Below are 14,555 nucleotides of genomic sequence, written 5' to 3'. Positions count from 1 at the left end.
CGATTCGTGACGCTAGCACGCACCCCGCCGACCGGCTCCCGGGTGGGCGCCGTCGACGGGGTGCGCGGGCGGGCGGAGGTGGTGCGGTCAGCCCAGACGGGTCAGCTTGGCGCCGAGACCGGGCTCGGCCAGATCCTTGGCCAGGGCCACCGGGACCTTCACCGCACCGGCCGAGCCGTCACCCACCGTGAGCGTGCCGACCTGGGTGCCGGCCTTCGCGGTGTGCGGCACCTCGTCGGCGGCGAACTCCAGCTCGACCTTCAGACCGGACCAGCCGGCCGCCTTGACGTCCCTCGTGGCCACGACCGGGGTACGGCCCCCGAGGCCGTCGTCCACGTAGCCGACGACGTCGCCCTTCTTCAGGATCGTCGCGGACTTCAGCGCCCCCTGCGCGGCCCGGATCAGCTTGTCGCTGTGGTCCAGGGCGGCGCTGAGGATGGTGTTCTCCGGGCCGCCCGCGGGCTGGCGCAGCACGGCACCCACGATGGTCCGCGTCTCGCCGCCGACGTCCTTCTTCGCCGCGAAGACGAGGTTGCCGAGGGCGGAGGTGGTGGTGCCGGTCTTGATGCCGACCACGTTGTTCCTGCCGACCAGGTGGTTCCAGTTGGAGTGGTTCTCGCCCTTGTAGTCGTCGTACGACATCATCGCCGCGACCTCGCGGAAGGCGGGCTCGGTCATGGCGGCCTTGGCCAGCTTCACCTGGTCCACAGCCGTGCTGACGGTGGAGTCCGTCAGACCGGAGGGGTCGGTGTACGTGCTGTTCGTCATGCCGAGGTCCTTGGCGGTGGCGTTCATCTTCGCCACGAACGCCTTCTCCGAACCGGCGTCCCAGCGGGCGAGCAGACGGGCCACGTTGTTCGCGGAGGCGATCAGGATGCTCTCCAGCGCCTCGCGCTGGGAGATCGAGTCACCGGCGGTGACGTGGACCGTGGACTCCTGGCCCGCGTTCGACTGCTGCTCGGCGGTCTTGTCGATCTTGATCTTGGGGCCGTCGGCGCCGCTCTTGAGCCGGTGGTCGCGCAGGATGATGTACGCGGTCATCACCTTCGCGACGCTCGCGATCGGCACGGGCTTCTGCGTGCCCGAGGAGCCGAAACTGCCGATGCCCTGGACGTCCAGCGCGGCCTGGCCGTCGGACGGCCACGGGATGCCGGCCTTCGCGTCGGAGCCGCCGAAGGTGTAGCTGTCCTTCGCGGTGAGGTCGAGGGTGGGCTGGGGGAGCGGGCGGAAGTTCTGCACGACCGCGAGGACGATCGCCAGGAGCAGGACCAGCGGGGTCCAGATCTTGACGCGGCGCACGGCGGTGCGGACCGGGGTCTCCGGGGGCGGTGGGGTGTTCGTCAGCTCCGCCAGCAGGTCCAGCGGGGGCTTGGGCGGCAGCGGCTGCTGGGTGGTGCGCTCGGGGCCGACCTGGGGGACGGCGGTGGTGACGTCCGGCTTGGCGGCCGCCGGCGCGGCGGCCGCGGGCTCGTCGCCGGCCGGCTTGCCGGTGCCGGGGGCGGCGGTGCCGGGCTTCGCGGGCGCGGGCCCCAGATCGTTCTTCAGCGCGACGAACTTGCTGGTGCGCTCGCTCTCGGGCGCGGGTGTCCGGGGCTTGCCGCCCAGCTTGAGCATGGTGGTCGGCTGGTCGACCTGCGGCGCCTTGGGACGTACGGCCTTGAAGACGGCGGTGGCCTGATCGACCCGCGGCCCGTCCCCACCGTCACGGTCCTCGGGCCTCGCGTCCTCCTTGGCGTCGGCTCCGTCATCGGTGCCGGCATCGGGCTTCGCGTCGAGGGGAGCCGCGTCGGTCTTGGCGTCGGCGGCGTCCGTGGGCTTCGCGTCGCTCTTCGCGTCGGTTCCGGACTCCGGCTTCGCGTCCGCCTCGGAGCCGGTGCCGGTGCCGGTCTCGGGAGCCGCGTCCGCCTTCGGGTCGGCGTCGGTGGGGGAGTCGGCGTCGGCCCCGGCGTCGCCGCCGGACTTCCGCTCCGAGTCGGCTGGTGCGTCGGCGGCAGCCGTCGGCGCCGCACCGGTCTTCGAGGCCGTTTCGGTGTCCCGGGCGGCGTCGGCCTTCGCACCGGAGCCGGCGTCAGAGCGCGCCCCCGCCTTGGCGTTCGCGCCACCGTGCGCCGCCTTCACGCGAGCGGCGGCCGCCACGCGGGCGTCGGACCTCACCGCCGCGTCCGCCTTCTCGACGGCGCCTGCCTTCGCCTTGCCGTCGGCGTCCTTGTCGGTCTCGTCGCCGTCGGCCTTCGAACCGGTGCCGGTCTGGACAGCCTCCCCGGACTCGGCCCCGGACCGGGACGCGGACCCGGCGTCCGTGTCGGCGTCGGCGTCGGCGGCGGAACTCGCCCCCGCCTCCGAGTCGGTACCGGCCTCGGCACCGTCGGCGGACTCCGCCCCCGCCTCGGCATCCGTGTCGGCCCCGGACTCCCGGCGCTCAGCGGTGTTTGCAGGTGCGTCGGCCTTCGCCTCCCGCTTGCCCGCGTCCGCCCCGCGCACCCACGCCGAGACGGCGTCGCGGAGCGCGATGTCCTCGTCGGGGGCGGCGTCGGCCGACGCCTCGGCGTCGGCGCCCTCGGAGCCCGCGGACTCCTCCGCCTCCGCCGGCTTCTCCGCCTCCGCCGGTGTCTTCAGGTCCCGGACCGACAGGATCTTCGTCGCGGTGTCCCTGCCACCACCCGAGGAATCCTTTTCGCGGGCGACCGCGAGACGCGGATCACGCGCCTCGGGAACCGAACCCCCGCTCCCCGACGTCGGTTCCGCCGACGACTCGCGCTGCTTCGACCTGTCGGGGGACTCGCCCGCCACCGATGCCTCCTCCATGCGCCGCACGCCTGTACGCGCGCCCTGTCCGAACCATGTACCAGTGTCCTGTGTGAGGGCTTGGCCCCTGTGGTAGACGAGAACGACATACCTGCCGGTTCCCTCACGAACCGGTCACGCACCCTCGACAGACCAATGTGAGAGGGGTCACCCTGTCATTCATCCACGCGGGGAGGCATGGATGGGCAGGAGCCGCAGAACACTTCCGGAGGAGCTTCTGCTGCTGGCATTGGACCCGACCACGGGTACCACTGCACAGCCGCAGTCGCTCGACCTCGGTCTGGCCGGAGCACAGCTAGTGGAGCTGGCGCTGGCCGGACGGATAGCCCCAGACGGGGATCGTATCGCCGTGGTGGCACCACGGCCGACTGGAGATCCGACTCTGGACTGCGCGTTGGAGTTGCTGCGAAGGCGTGGCGCTCCGGTACGTGCCGTCCATTGGATCGGCGGACCCCGGCTGGGGCTCCGTCAGACCTACCTCTCGCACCTGGAGCGGTGCGGCATGGTGCATGCCGTGGCGGGCCAGATGTGCGGGGTGCTGCCGACGACGCGCTATCAGGCGACGGACAACGAGATCAGCCGGGAGATCCGAGCCCGGCTGGATTCCGCGATCCGCACCGGTGTACCGCCGGACCCGCGGACCGCGGCGCTCGCCGCCCTGGCGCACGCCGTCGGGCTCGGCAAACATCTCTACCCCGGCAACGAGGGGCGTTCGTCCAGGTCCCGGCTGCGGGACCTGATCCGGCACGACCCGATGGGCGGGCTCGTCGCGCACGCCGTGATGGACGTGCAGAACGGCGCGGCCGCCCAGCCGCGCCGTGGCCCGGCCTCACCGGGCCGGCCGGGCGGGCCCGGAGGCAGGCCGACGGCGGAACCCGCACGCGGGGTTCCGATGCAGCCGCACCGCGGGTCCATGGCACGCGCCGTGGCCCACTGAGCCGCAACCCCGGTCCCCACAGACCCGATTCGGGAGCCGCTGGTCCGAGCGGGGCGGAGAGATCCTGTGATCTCTCCGCCCCGCTCGACTGCGTCCCCGCCGGCCTCGGGTTTTCGGATCTGTGCCCGAACTGACGCGTACGCGCCGCATATCCACCGTTTCCCAGCGGTAGAAAGCACCTTGGTGGCAGTCTGCTGAACAGCAGATACGGAAAGTGTCAAGAAACAGGCAGGCAGCCGGAGGTGCACGTCCCGTGGCGTCCAATGTGAATCCCACCGTCAGGCGGCGCCGGCTGGGTCAGGAGCTGCGCAGGCTCCGTGAGCTCAAGGGCATGACGGCCGAAGAGGTGGCGGAGCGGCTGCTCGTGTCGCAGTCGAAGATCAGTCGGCTGGAGAACGGCCGCAGAAGCATCAGCCAGCGCGACGTGCGCGACCTGTGCGGCGTGTACGAGGTGGACGACCAGCGGATCGTCGACTCGCTGATGGAGATGGCCCGGGACTCGCGGCAGCAGGGCTGGTGGCACACCTTCGGGGACATCCCCTACAGCGTGTACATCGGCCTGGAGACCGACGCCGAGTCCCTGCGGGTCTACGAACCCCAGCTGGTCACCGGTCTCCTGCAGACCCGTGCCTACGCGGAGGCCCTGGTGCAGGGCGCGTTGCCGGAGACGTCGACGGCCGAGATCGAGAAGCGCGTGCAGGTGCGCATGCGGCGACAGGAACGTATCACCGCCGAGGGGAACCCCCTGCGGCTGTGGGTGGTGCTGGACGAGGCGGCGCTGCGCCGGGTCGTCGGCAGCAAGCTGGTGATGCGCGAGCAGCTCGAGCACCTGATCGAGCTGTCCCAGCTGCCGCACGTCACCGTGCAGGTGCTGCCCTTCGAGGTGGGCGCGCACCCGGGCCTCAACGGCCAGTACGCGATCCTCGAGTTCACCGACGCGGCCGACTCCAGCGTGGTGTACCTGGAGGGCGTCACCAGCGACCTGTACCTGGAGAAGGCGCAGGACGTGCAGAAGTACGCCGTGATGTACGAGCATCTGCGGGCACAGTCCCTCAATGTGGAGCAATCCCGACAGTTCATTGCGGAACGGGCCAAAGACTACGCGGAATGAGCTGCTGTCACAGAGGGCGCCGGATCGTACACCGTCGGTCCACTCTATTGGAAGGCTCACCTGGAATATGCCATCCGGTTGAGTGAACGACTACGCCGGCGGGGGCAGTTGCCCGGTAGCGTCGATCACGCCAATCAGTCGACAAGGTTGGCGTGAACCGCACTATCGCAACTCGCAACAGGAGTGGACATGGCACTGATTCAGGGCGCTTCGGAGACGTGGATGAAGTCTTCCTATTCCGCGGGCAACGGCGCCTGCGTCGAGGTCAAGTCGCCCACCACCGCCGAACTCGCCGTCCGCGACTCCAAGGTCCTCGAGGGCCCGGTCCTGGCCTTCCCGACCGACGCGTGGAACGCCTTCGTGGCCTCGGTGAAGGCGTAGGCAGACCTTCCCTGACCCTGGTCCGCGGACGAGCCGGACGCTCCGGTCCGGCCCCCACAACCGCACAAGCACCACTGGGAACGCCCTCTCGACCAGACGCCGTCCTTGCCGAGAGGGCTCACCTGTCTCCGCGGGCCCGGTGCGCCTACTCCGCGGTCACCGCGGACCGGTGCACCGGGAACGCCACGTCGCACACGGGGTCACCGGGCCCGGCCGCGTCCCAGTCGGCGAAGTAGATCTCCCGGCAGGGCCCCGCGATCGACAGCCCCTCCCCGGCCGTCCACTGCTCCACCGCCTCGAAGGCGGCCAGGATCTGCGGATGGGCCACCTGCGCCTTGGTGATCCGGGTGTAGGCCAGCCGTGCCGCCGGCTCCACCCGCACCGTCGTCTCCCGGGCCCGCCCCTGCCGTCCGGCCCATGCGCGGGCCGCGGCCCCGTCCGCCACCGGCACACAGGACTCGGCCGGCCCGTCGCTCTCCATCGACACCTCGGAGTGGTAGACGACGAACGGCGCGCCCGTCACGCCCCCGCACTCCCGCGCGCCCGCCTCCAGCCGCCCCAGGGACGCGCCGATCCAGGCCGGCAACTCGTCCGCGAGCGTGTGCCGCGACTCGGTGATCACCACCTGCGCCGGCACGTCGATGATTTCGATCGCAAATTTCTCGTACATCTCGGAGCTCCTCCCCGACAGTCGTCCACGGAGGTACTCGACGAGGGTCCGCTGCCCGGCCACCCGGGCCTCCACGTCCGCCCAGTAGGCGGCGAGCCGCTCGGCGGCCTCGGCGCCCCCGGCCCCGGTCACCTCGGCGATCCGGGCGAGCGGCATGTCGAGCTGCCGCAGCAGGGCCACCAGCCGAGCGTGCTCGACCTGGTCCGCGCGGTAGTAGCGGTAACCACTGGCGGCGTCGACGTGCGCCGGCGCCAGCAGGCCCAGCCGGTCGTACAGCCGCAGGGCCTTGGCCGAGAGCCGGGCCCGCGCGGCGAACGCGCCGATGGTGAGCAGCTCCTCGTTCACGGTGTCCGTCCCTCGTGCCGAGCGGACCGCCCTGCGGCCTTCTCGCTCCTCCGTCACCGGGCGGCCTCTCCGCCCGGTGACGGGAACGCTCGTCCCTGCCCCAGGGGCAGGGTCAACCGCCTAGGCCAGCTGGCCCTCGATGGCGGCCACGACCTCCGCCGACTCCGGCTCGGTCTGCGGCGAGAAGCGCGCGACGACCCGGCCGTCCCGGCCGACGAGGAACTTCTCGAAGTTCCAGCGGATGTCGCCGGTGTGCCCCTCGGCGTCGGCGAAGCCCACGAGCCGCTCGTACAGCGGGTGCCGGCCCTCGCCGTTCACCTCCACCTTCTCGGTCAGCGGGAAGGACACGCCGTACGTCGCGGAGCAGAACTCCGCGATCTCCTCGGCGGTCCCGGGCTCCTGCCCGAGGAACTGGTTGCAGGGCACGCCCAGCACGGTGAAGCCCTGCTCGGCGTACCGCTCCTGCAGCTTCTCCAGGCCCGTGTACTGCGGGGTCAGCCCGCACTTCGAGGCCACGTTCACGATCAGTACGGCCTTGCCGGTGAACTGCGGCAGGTCCGCGGAGCCGCCCTTGAGGGCCCCGATCTCGGTGTCCAGCACGGAACCGTTGTGGTCAGTAGTCGTCATGCCCCGGATGCTAGCCCCGCCCGTGCACGCCCCCGGCGCGCGGCCCCGTCGCCCCGCCCGGGTCCGAGGCCGGGCCCGCCGCCTCCACCAGGACCTCGCCCGCCGCCGTCCGGGTGTAGAGCACCGAACGGGCCGCCCGGCGGCGGGTCACCAGCCCCGCCTCCCGCAGCACCTTCAGATGCCGGCCGACCGAGCCCAGCCCCTGGCCGGTCACCGCGGTCAGCTGGCTCGTGCTCATGGGGGAGTCCAGCAGCACCAGCACCCCGGCCCGGGCCGCCCCGAGCAGCGCGCCGAGGCTCGCGGGCACGGCACGGTCCCCGGCGTCGGCGAGGACTCCGGCGCACGGGTAGATCACCGCGTACCGTTCGCCGTCCTCCCAGGCCACCCAGCCGTGCCGCTGCGGGGTCACCGGCACGAAGAGCATCTCGGCCCCGGAGATCTCGCGCGGCGGATACTCGTGCAGATTGACCTGGAGCCGGTTCTCCCCGAGCCACCGGGTGCGCCCCGGCCGCAGCGAGTCCAGCGCACTCGCCCAGCCGCCCCGGCTCACCTGCGCGGTCCGTGCCACCACGTCCGCCTCCAGCACGCGCCGGCGCCGCTCCCAGTACGGCCGTACCGTCTCCCGCCACACCCACTCCAGCAGTACGGCCGCCCGCTCGGGCAGGTCGTCCCGGTCGAGGGCGTCCGGGAGCGGACCGGCGAGGGCGGTGCGCAGATGGGCGCGGGCCGCGGCGGGCGCCACCGACCGCACCCGGGCGACCTCGTCCTCGAACGTCTCCCCTCCGCGGGGCGTGGGCGTCAGGAAGTCGGCGATCCACTCCCGGCCGAGTCCGGCCCGCACCAGCAGCGCCGTCACCGGGTCGGCGGCCGGCCGGGCCCGGTAGCCGGGCAGGTGGGCGCGCAGCCAGTCCCGCTCTCCGGGATGCGCTCCCTCACCGGCGTGCAGCAGCTTGAGACAGGCGAAGGTCTCCGCGAGCGGCGAGAGGACGAACCGGCTGCGGGCCACGGTGTCGGCGTTCAGCTGCCACCACCCCACCGGACCCGCCCCCCTCCGGCCGTAGGACCTTTCGCGCTGCCGCGAAACAATAACCGCCCCGACCCGGACCGCCCGAGACTCCCGGGCATGCCCAGCTACCGATCCCTGGTCCGCACCCCCGAGTTCACCCCGCTCTTCCTCGGCTCCGCCGCCCAGACCGCCGCCCAGACCGTCGGCGGTCTCGCCCTCGGCACGCTCGTGTACCGGGCGACCGGCTCCCCGCTGCTGTCGGCGGTGAGCATGTTCGGCCCCTCCCTCGCCCAGGTGCTGGGCGCGACCGTGCTGCTCTCGGGCGCCGACCGGCTGCCCCCGCGTACGGCCCTGTCGGCGATCGCGCTGGCCTTCGCGGCCGGGACGGCGGTGCAGGCCCTGCCCGGCCTGCCCGTCGGCGCGGTCTTCGCCGTCCTCCTCGCGCTGGGCCTGGTGGCCTCCCTCGGCGGAGGCGTCCGCTGGGGCCTGCTGAACGAGATCCTCACCAAGGACGGTTACCTGCCCGGGCGTTCGCTGTTCAACATGATGAACGGACTCATGCAGGTGGCCGGGTTCGCCACCGGCGGCGCCCTGCTCGCCGCCCTGTCGCCGCGGGCCTGCCTGCTGCTGTCGGCGGCCCTCCATCTGACGGCCGCACTCGTCCTGCGGCTGGGCCTGTCCGCCCGCCGGCCCCGGACCACGGGCCGCCCCTCCCCGTCGGCGACCTGGCGCGCCAACGCCCTGCTGTGGTCCTCCCGCCCGCGCCGCCTCACCTATTTGGGCCTGTGGCTGCCCAACGGCCTGGTCGTCGGCTGCGAGTCCCTCTACGTGCCGTACGCCCCGCACGCGGCCGGCACCCTGTTCGCCTGCGGGGCGCTCGGCATGTTCGCCGGGGACGTGACGGTCGGCCGCCTGCTGCGGCCCGAGGTACGGCGCCGGCTGGCCACTCCGCTCCTGCTGCTGCTCGCGGTGCCGTTCCTGGTGTTCTGCGCCCGCCCGCCGCTGCTCGTGGCCGCGGTGTGCGTGACGGTCGCCTCGGCCGGCTTCGGCGCGAGTCTCGTGCAGCAGGAACGGCTGATGGAGCTGACCCCCGGCGAACTCGCCGGTCAGGCGCTCGGGCTGCACTCGGCCGGCATGCTCACCCTCCAGGGTGTCGGCGCGGCGCTGGCCGGGGCGGTGGCCCAGTTCACCTCGCCCGCCGCCGCGATGACCGGGACGGCGGCGGGCTCGGTGTGCGTGACGCTGGCGCTGGCTACGGCCGCTCGGCGGACTCCGGGCCGCCGGTCTCCTGCTCCACCGGCCCAGGCTGTGCCTCCGCCTGCGTCTGCGCCGGAACGCTCGCCGTCCTGAGGCCGGCGTCGATCCGCGCCGTGGCCCGGTCGAAGTACCGCAGCAGCTCCACCGGGAACGGCATCACGAGTGTGGAGTTCTTCTCGGCGGCCACCTCGACGACGGTCTGGAGGAGCCGCAGCTGCATCGCCTCGGGCGTGTCCGACATGATCCGCGAGGCGTTGGCGAGCTGCTGCGCGGCCTGGAACTCACCGTCCGCGGTGATGACCCGGGCCCGCCGCTCCCGCTCCGCCTCGGCCTGCCGCGACATGGACCGCTTCAGCGACTCCGGCAGCTGTACGTCCTTGATCTCGACGCGGTCGATGTGGATGCCCCACCCGGCCGCCGGGCTGTCGATCATCAGGGCGAGCCCCTCGTGCAGCCGCTCCCGGTCGCTCAGCAGGTCGTCCAGGTCGCTCTTGCCGATGATGGACCGCAGGGACGACTGGGCGACCTGGCCGACGGCGAAGCTGTAGTCCTGCACCTCGATGGCCGCGCGGACCGGGTCGGTCACCCTGAAGTAGACGACCGCGTCGACCTTCACGGACACGTTGTCCCGGGTGATGCCCTCCTGCGTGGGCACCGGCATGGTCACGACCTGCACGTTCACCTTGCGCATCCGGTCGGCGAACGGGATGAGGAAGGTGATGCCGGGCTGCCGGTGGCTCGGCAGCGCCTTCCCGAACCGGAACACCACCCCGCGCTCCACCTGGTTGACGACGCGCATCCCGCTCCTGAGGACGAGCAGAAGCAGGCCGACGACCACCACTGCGACGACGGTGCCTTCCATGGCACTCCCCTCTCCGACATGACTACCGCCAGTTGCGGACAACGGGGAGGACACCGCCACGGGACCGATGGATGCGGTGGGGGCGTCAGGGAACGGTAAAGAAACCACCTCGGGCGGCGCACGCGGCGGTTGCCCGGCCGCCGTGGGCCGACCGCGGGGAGTCAGCCGGCCCCGGACGCCGCTCGCCCGGCCTCCTCGGCCGCCCGGCAGGCCGTACAGATGATCTGCGCACCGCGGCCGTAGCGGCGGGTGAGCCCCTGGCAGCGGGGGCAGTAGCCGACCTCGTCCGGCGCGCAGCCCAGCATGCGCGCCGCGGCGGTCCGGTCCGTCGAGGGCTCGATGCGCTGCGGCGTCCCGTCCATGCGTCCGACGGTACGTACGGCCGCCCCGCACGGCAGCTCGTGGACGGCCACCGGGCTCACGGCGGTCCCCCGGCCGGCCGCCGGCTCACGCCAGGTCCGTGCCCAGCTCCGTGTCGGGCCGGCAGAACGGGCACGGCTCGCCGTTCGGGTCGGTGAGCGCGGCCCGCGCCTCGTCGGCCCGGATGTGGCTCGGGGTGCCGTCGATCATCGTGCACAGGGCCCGGTGGACGACGGCGGGCTCGCGCCCGTGCGGGGTGCGCTTCCGCTCGACGACGTACCCGCTCCTCGGCGCCGACGCGGCAGGGCCGGGCGGCGGCCCGCCGCTCTCCCCGCCGCTGTCGCCCCCGCGCCTCGCCCGCCGGCGCGCGGGGCGTCCGCCCCCCTCGGTGCGGGCGAGCGCGGCGAGTACGGCCTCCCGCTGGAGCCGGAGGTAGACGGCGACGGTCTCGTTCTGGGCGAGCCGCTCGTCCAGGTGGGCGAGGATCGCCCGGAGCCGGCGCGGATCAGGCGGCAGCAGGGACACGGCACGCACCATCCCCGCCGCCCGACACGGCGCACCGGACGCGGCCGTACATCACCGGCTCCTTCCACCCCGCCCCGAGACGGACAACGCCGACCGGGCGGCCGTACCGCGTCCCTGCCAGTACGGGTGGAACAGCACCTGGGACGACAGGCGGATCAGCCGCCGCCGCAGCGCGGTGCGCGGGCGCACGGCGAGCTGCCGGTAGGTGGCGTGCCACTCCTCCTGCGCGTGGGCGAGGTCGTCGGGAATCGGTCGCATGGCTGAATTCAATCATGTGTTCGATTTCTGGCGCGAGCCGTGACGGGAGCGGGGTGGCGAGGCGGCGTGACGGAGGGGGAGGGCTCCGCCAGGTCGCCGGGAGGTCCGGTCCCCGTCGCGGCGCCGACTTCGCCCGGGTACCTGACACGGCCCGGGGTACCCGCTTCGCAGTACACCCCCGGCCCAGCCCGAATGCGGTGACAGCAGGTGACAGCAACGGAGAAGCAGATGAAGGCCCGCCGATCAGCAGCCCTGCCGGCTCCCGCGCCGGTCCCCGCGGACCCGCAGTCCGCCCAAGTCCTCTGCGGCCGCTACCGGTTGGGCTCGAGAATCGGTTCCGGAGGGATGGCCGACGTCTACGAAGGCGTCGACACGCGTCTGCGCCGGCCCGTGGCCGTCAAGGTCTTCCGGCCGGGCTCCGATCCGCAGGCCGAGGACCGTCTCGCCGCGGAGGCCGTCTTCCTCGCCCGTCTGCAGCATCCCGGACTGGTCACCGTCTACGACGCCGGCCGCCACGACGACCGCGCCTACCTGGTCATGCAACTCGTCGAGGGCCCCACCCTGCGCGGCCTGTTGACGTGCGGGGCACTGCCCAGGCGGCGCGTGACCGAGCTGGGCACCGCCCTCGCACGGGCGCTCGCCCATGTGCACCGGGCCGGCATCGTGCACCGCGACGTCAAACCGTCGAACGTCCTGCTCGACACGACCGGCGACCCCTATCTGGCGGACTTCGGCATCGCCCGCCTGGCGAACGCCACCCGTCACACGGCACCTGACGTACTGACAGGGACCGCCGCCTATCTGGCGCCCGAACAGGTCGAGGGCGGGCGCGTCGGACCGGCCGCGGACGTCTACGCGCTCGGGCTGGTCCTCCTGGAGTGCCTGAAAGGGGACTTGGAGTACCACGGCACCCCGCTGGAGGCCGCGGTGGCCCGTCTCCACCGTCCGCCCACGGTCCCCGCCTGGCTCTCCTCGGACCTGGCCGCCCTGATACGGGCCATGACCGACCGGGACCCGGAGGCACGTCCGGACGCCGAGCAATGTGCGCGGGCGCTCTCCTCCCTGACGTCCGGGCCCGGCGGGCGCGGGCCGTCCCCGTCCGCCGCCGCGGTCCGCCCGCCGCTGCCCCGCGCGGCTCGACCCGACGAGAACGAGCCCGTGCGTACGGAGGAGTTGGCGGTCACCGGGCGGTCCGGCCCGCCGCGTGGCCCCCGAGGCGTCCGGCACGGCCGCCGCCTGGCCGTGGGGACCGTACTGGCCGCGATCTCCGTGGCCCTGGGGACGACGCTCGCGGTCGCCCCGGACACGAGCGGCAGCAGCGACGACCGCGCCGACGCGGCCTCGACGGCCACGCACCCGCCGTCCGGCACGGCGACACCGGGCGGCGGGCCGAGTGCGGCCCCGTCGAGCGGATCCCACGGCGCTCGGCCCGCGGCCGGAAGCGCGTCGGGCCCGGCGTCCGCGACGACCGGCACCCGTGCCGAGCCGGTCTCCATGAGCCGGGGCTCCTCCGACCGGGCAGCCCCGGCGGGCCGCCACCACGGCGCCGATCCGCACAAGCCGAACTCGCCCCACCCCCGGGACGATCACCCCCGTCACAAGCCGCACAGGAACCACGGATCACCCGCGAAGGCCGGCAAGTCCCCCAGGAAGACACACGAGGAGAACGAGGACGACTGAGCGGTGCGGGGAACCGCGGGCGCGGTGATCGATGTCGTGCTGTGTCGTGGACACAGCCAAGCCGAGATCCGACTCCCCTCTCCCCTGGGCGGGCTCCGCGCTCTTCGGGGCCGCCATGGGCTGCGCCGCCTGGTCGCTGACCGTATGGGCACGGGCGTACTGCGACGCGGGGTACGACGCCGGCGGCCGTTTCGAACTCAACTTCCTGCTCCCCGTGGTCGTGGCGGCCGAAGCAGTCGTCGGGCTCGCGGCGCGGGCCGTCGGCCGGCGGCTGGCGCTCGGGGTGGTCATGGCTCCGAGGAGGCCGTCGGGATCCTGAAGGAGGTCTCCCGGACGGCCGACGTCAGGCTGCGGACGGTCGCGGAGCAGGTCCTCGCAGCGGTGCAGGGCACGAGCCTCCCGGAGAAGACCGGTCGGGCACTGCTCACCGCGCGGGCACGGGCCGTGGCGGGTCAGGAGGCCGCGGCCTCCTCGACCGAGTCGCGGACGTCCAGCACGGAGTCCGCCCCGGTGAGCCGCAGCAGCCGCCGCAGCTGCGGCGCAGGCTCGGCCACTCGAAGTTTGGTCGTGGGGTTGACTCTGAGCAGCAGGTTCACGAACGTCGAGTCCGCGAAGGTGAGCCGAGAGGCGTCCACCACCACCTTGGAGTACCTCTCGGACGCGATCTCCAGGGCCTCGGCCAGGGACGCGATGCATCCGGCGTCGTACTCGCCGTACGCGACGATCACCCACGCGGCGTCCCACTCGTACTGGATGACCGCAGCCGCCCTCGGCACAGGCCTCCCGACCTGCTCCCTGGCCCCGCCATCACCCGTGCGAGCCGCACTCACACCCTCAGTATGACCCCGGAGCAGGAGAGAAGATGATCAAGCGAGCGGGCTTCACCGGGAAGTCCGGCAACTTCCTCCGCGACGCCGTGAGGGCCGTCGGGGAACGGGACGAGGACAGGCTCGTCGCCTACCTGGAATCGTCCACCGAGATCTACTCCGTCATGGGGGCGGAACGGGACGTGGTCACCGGGGACACATGGATCCCCGGCGCCGGGTCCCTCGTCACCGACGGAACCTGGCTGTGGCCGGCCGAGCTGGCGCACTACGTCCGCCGGCACCACGTCCTGCTGCCCGCCGACTTCGTCGCGCACATCAGGGACAACGGCTATGTGTGCCCCGCCCTGCCCGAGGAACGGGCCCGTGCGATCTTCGACGAGCACTTCGGCCGGGACGGCGCGACCGGTGCCGACGCACGGGACGCCACTCCGGAACCGTTCTTCCTCTGGTACGTGCCGAGGCTGACGCGGGCCGCGAGTCTCACGTTGATCAAGCAGCTCGGCGCCGCGGGACTGTCCGTCGTACATCCGCTCACGGACGCCCTCTTCGGCTCCCGCGAGACGTCGGACGGCGGGCGAGCCCCGCTGCTCGGCGGTCCCGACGTGCTGGCGGACTCCCTGGCCGACGACCGGTACCACGAGGTCGAGTTCCAGTGCTGGATGGGGTACGACCGGCCCGTCCCGGCACGGGTCCGGCGCCTTGCCCCGTCCGTGCAGAGGGTCACGGTCCGGATCGCCGACGTCCCTGAATCCGAGCGGGAGGAGGCCGTCGCCGCACTGGTGCGCACACTCGACCGGTACGGCCCCCTCGCGGTGTTCCACCGGGCCGAGCGGTGATCACCGGCACGCGGTGATGCCGCAGGCGGACGGCGAAGGCCCCCGACCGACACCGGTCGAGGGCCTCT

General features: G+C 72.9%; 16 protein-coding genes. 7 read left to right on the top strand and 9 right to left on the bottom strand.

What is annotated here, in order from left to right:
- Positions 1–87 precede the first annotated feature (87 nt).
- Positions 88–2,805 (bottom strand): D-alanyl-D-alanine carboxypeptidase, encoded by a 2,718-nt coding sequence (locus BLW57_RS17465; RefSeq protein WP_093475658.1) that lies wholly within the window; start codon positions 2,803–2,805, stop codon positions 88–90.
- A gap of 181 nt (positions 2,806–2,986) precedes the next feature.
- On the opposite strand from BLW57_RS17465, the gene BLW57_RS17460 reads away from it, so the two are divergent.
- The 3 genes from BLW57_RS17460 (at position 2,987) to BLW57_RS17450 (ending at position 5,234) form a co-directional block, all read left to right on the top strand.
- On the top strand, positions 2,987–3,742 hold the full coding sequence (locus BLW57_RS17460; protein WP_093475656.1) for a GOLPH3/VPS74 family protein: 756 nt from the start codon (positions 2,987–2,989) through the stop codon (positions 3,740–3,742).
- Positions 3,743–3,995: 253 nt separating this feature from the next.
- The gene (locus tag BLW57_RS17455; RefSeq protein WP_093475655.1) at positions 3,996–4,853 is read left to right on the top strand and encodes a helix-turn-helix domain-containing protein; all 858 of its coding nucleotides are present in this window, start codon (positions 3,996–3,998) and stop codon (positions 4,851–4,853) included.
- 189 nt (positions 4,854–5,042) lie between these two features.
- Complete coding sequence (locus BLW57_RS17450; protein ID WP_073888382.1) at positions 5,043–5,234, top strand: DUF397 domain-containing protein; 192 nt, start codon at positions 5,043–5,045, stop codon at positions 5,232–5,234.
- A gap of 145 nt (positions 5,235–5,379) precedes the next feature.
- On the opposite strand, the gene BLW57_RS17445 is transcribed toward BLW57_RS17450, so the two are convergent.
- The 3 genes from BLW57_RS17445 to BLW57_RS17435 form a co-directional block, all read right to left on the bottom strand.
- Positions 5,380–6,249 carry a MerR family transcriptional regulator gene (locus BLW57_RS17445; RefSeq protein WP_093475653.1) on the bottom strand — a complete coding sequence of 290 codons (870 nt, stop codon included), beginning with the start codon at positions 6,247–6,249 and terminating at the stop codon, positions 5,380–5,382.
- 120 nt (positions 6,250–6,369) lie between these two features.
- Positions 6,370–6,876 carry a glutathione peroxidase gene (locus BLW57_RS17440; RefSeq protein ID WP_073888385.1) on the bottom strand — a complete coding sequence of 169 codons (507 nt, stop codon included), beginning with the start codon at positions 6,874–6,876 and terminating at the stop codon, positions 6,370–6,372.
- 10 nt (positions 6,877–6,886) lie between these two features.
- Entirely contained in the window at positions 6,887–7,912 is a 1,026-nt protein-coding gene (locus tag BLW57_RS17435; protein WP_093475652.1) for an ArsR/SmtB family transcription factor, read from the bottom strand.
- 87 nt (positions 7,913–7,999) lie between these two features.
- Between BLW57_RS17435 and BLW57_RS17430 the strand changes: the two genes are divergently transcribed.
- Positions 8,000–9,232: an MFS transporter gene (locus BLW57_RS17430; protein ID WP_093475650.1), complete on the top strand. Its 1,233-nt coding sequence runs from the start codon at positions 8,000–8,002 to the stop codon at positions 9,230–9,232.
- Here BLW57_RS17430 and BLW57_RS17425 read toward each other — a convergent pair.
- The 4 genes from BLW57_RS17425 to BLW57_RS17410 all read right to left on the bottom strand — a co-directional run bounded on the left by BLW57_RS17425 (position 9,135) and on the right by BLW57_RS17410 (position 11,144).
- Complete coding sequence (locus tag BLW57_RS17425) at positions 9,135–10,001, bottom strand: slipin family protein (RefSeq protein WP_256339505.1); 867 nt, start codon at positions 9,999–10,001, stop codon at positions 9,135–9,137. The two genes, BLW57_RS17430 and BLW57_RS17425, sit on opposite strands and share 98 nt — an antisense overlap.
- 161 nt (positions 10,002–10,162) lie before the next feature.
- Positions 10,163–10,363 carry a hypothetical protein gene (locus BLW57_RS17420; RefSeq protein ID WP_093480738.1) on the bottom strand — a complete coding sequence of 67 codons (201 nt, stop codon included), beginning with the start codon at positions 10,361–10,363 and terminating at the stop codon, positions 10,163–10,165.
- Positions 10,364–10,448: 85 nt separating this feature from the next.
- Positions 10,449–10,886, bottom strand: coding sequence for a DUF6233 domain-containing protein (locus BLW57_RS17415; protein ID WP_256339504.1), 438 nt, complete (start codon positions 10,884–10,886; stop codon positions 10,449–10,451).
- A 51-nt stretch (positions 10,887–10,937) separates the two neighbouring features.
- The gene (locus tag BLW57_RS17410) at positions 10,938–11,144 is read right to left on the bottom strand and encodes a hypothetical protein (RefSeq protein WP_093475647.1); all 207 of its coding nucleotides are present in this window, start codon (positions 11,142–11,144) and stop codon (positions 10,938–10,940) included.
- A 228-nt stretch (positions 11,145–11,372) separates the two neighbouring features.
- Here BLW57_RS17410 and BLW57_RS17405 point away from each other — a divergent pair, with 228 nt between their 5' ends.
- On the top strand, positions 11,373–12,824 hold the full coding sequence (locus BLW57_RS17405; RefSeq protein ID WP_093475646.1) for a serine/threonine-protein kinase: 1,452 nt from the start codon (positions 11,373–11,375) through the stop codon (positions 12,822–12,824).
- A 46-nt stretch (positions 12,825–12,870) separates the two neighbouring features.
- On the top strand, positions 12,871–13,143 hold the full coding sequence (locus BLW57_RS17400; protein WP_093475644.1) for a hypothetical protein: 273 nt from the start codon (positions 12,871–12,873) through the stop codon (positions 13,141–13,143).
- 133 nt (positions 13,144–13,276) lie between these two features.
- Here the strand turns inward: BLW57_RS17400 and BLW57_RS17395 are convergent, their stop codons facing one another.
- Positions 13,277–13,600, bottom strand: a complete 324-nt coding sequence (locus BLW57_RS17395; protein WP_093475643.1) for an STAS domain-containing protein — start codon at positions 13,598–13,600, stop codon at positions 13,277–13,279.
- Between the two features lie 86 nt (positions 13,601–13,686).
- Between BLW57_RS17395 and BLW57_RS17390 the strand changes: the two genes are divergently transcribed.
- Positions 13,687–14,487, top strand: a complete 801-nt coding sequence (locus BLW57_RS17390) for a hypothetical protein (protein WP_093475641.1) — start codon at positions 13,687–13,689, stop codon at positions 14,485–14,487.
- Positions 14,488–14,555 lie beyond the last annotated feature (68 nt).

The sequence above is a fragment of the Streptomyces sp. 1222.5 genome (assembly GCF_900105245.1).
Lineage (GTDB): Bacteria > Actinomycetota > Actinomycetes > Streptomycetales > Streptomycetaceae > Streptomyces > Streptomyces albidocamelliae.
The sequence above is the reverse complement of the archived record's forward strand: the minus strand, read 5'-3'. Positions and strand labels throughout refer to the sequence as shown.

Excerpts from the sequence above, each read along its gene's own strand:
- BLW57_RS17465 (WP_093475658.1), bottom strand. The coding sequence starts at position 2,805 with ATGGAGGAGGCATCGGTGGCGGGCGAGTCCCCCGACAGGTCGAAGCAG.
- BLW57_RS17460 (WP_093475656.1), top strand. The coding sequence starts at position 2,987 with ATGGGCAGGAGCCGCAGAACACTTCCGGAGGAGCTTCTGCTGCTGGCA.
- BLW57_RS17450 (WP_073888382.1), top strand. The coding sequence starts at position 5,043 with ATGGCACTGATTCAGGGCGCTTCGGAGACGTGGATGAAGTCTTCCTAT.
- BLW57_RS17440 (WP_073888385.1), bottom strand. The coding sequence starts at position 6,876 with ATGACGACTACTGACCACAACGGTTCCGTGCTGGACACCGAGATCGGG.
- BLW57_RS17430 (WP_093475650.1), top strand. The coding sequence starts at position 8,000 with ATGCCCAGCTACCGATCCCTGGTCCGCACCCCCGAGTTCACCCCGCTC.
- BLW57_RS17425 (WP_256339505.1), bottom strand. The coding sequence starts at position 10,001 with ATGGAAGGCACCGTCGTCGCAGTGGTGGTCGTCGGCCTGCTTCTGCTC.
- BLW57_RS17420 (WP_093480738.1), bottom strand. The coding sequence starts at position 10,363 with ATGGACGGGACGCCGCAGCGCATCGAGCCCTCGACGGACCGGACCGCC.
- BLW57_RS17410 (WP_093475647.1), bottom strand. The coding sequence starts at position 11,144 with ATGCGACCGATTCCCGACGACCTCGCCCACGCGCAGGAGGAGTGGCAC.
- BLW57_RS17405 (WP_093475646.1), top strand. The coding sequence starts at position 11,373 with ATGAAGGCCCGCCGATCAGCAGCCCTGCCGGCTCCCGCGCCGGTCCCC.
- BLW57_RS17390 (WP_093475641.1), top strand. The coding sequence starts at position 13,687 with ATGATCAAGCGAGCGGGCTTCACCGGGAAGTCCGGCAACTTCCTCCGC.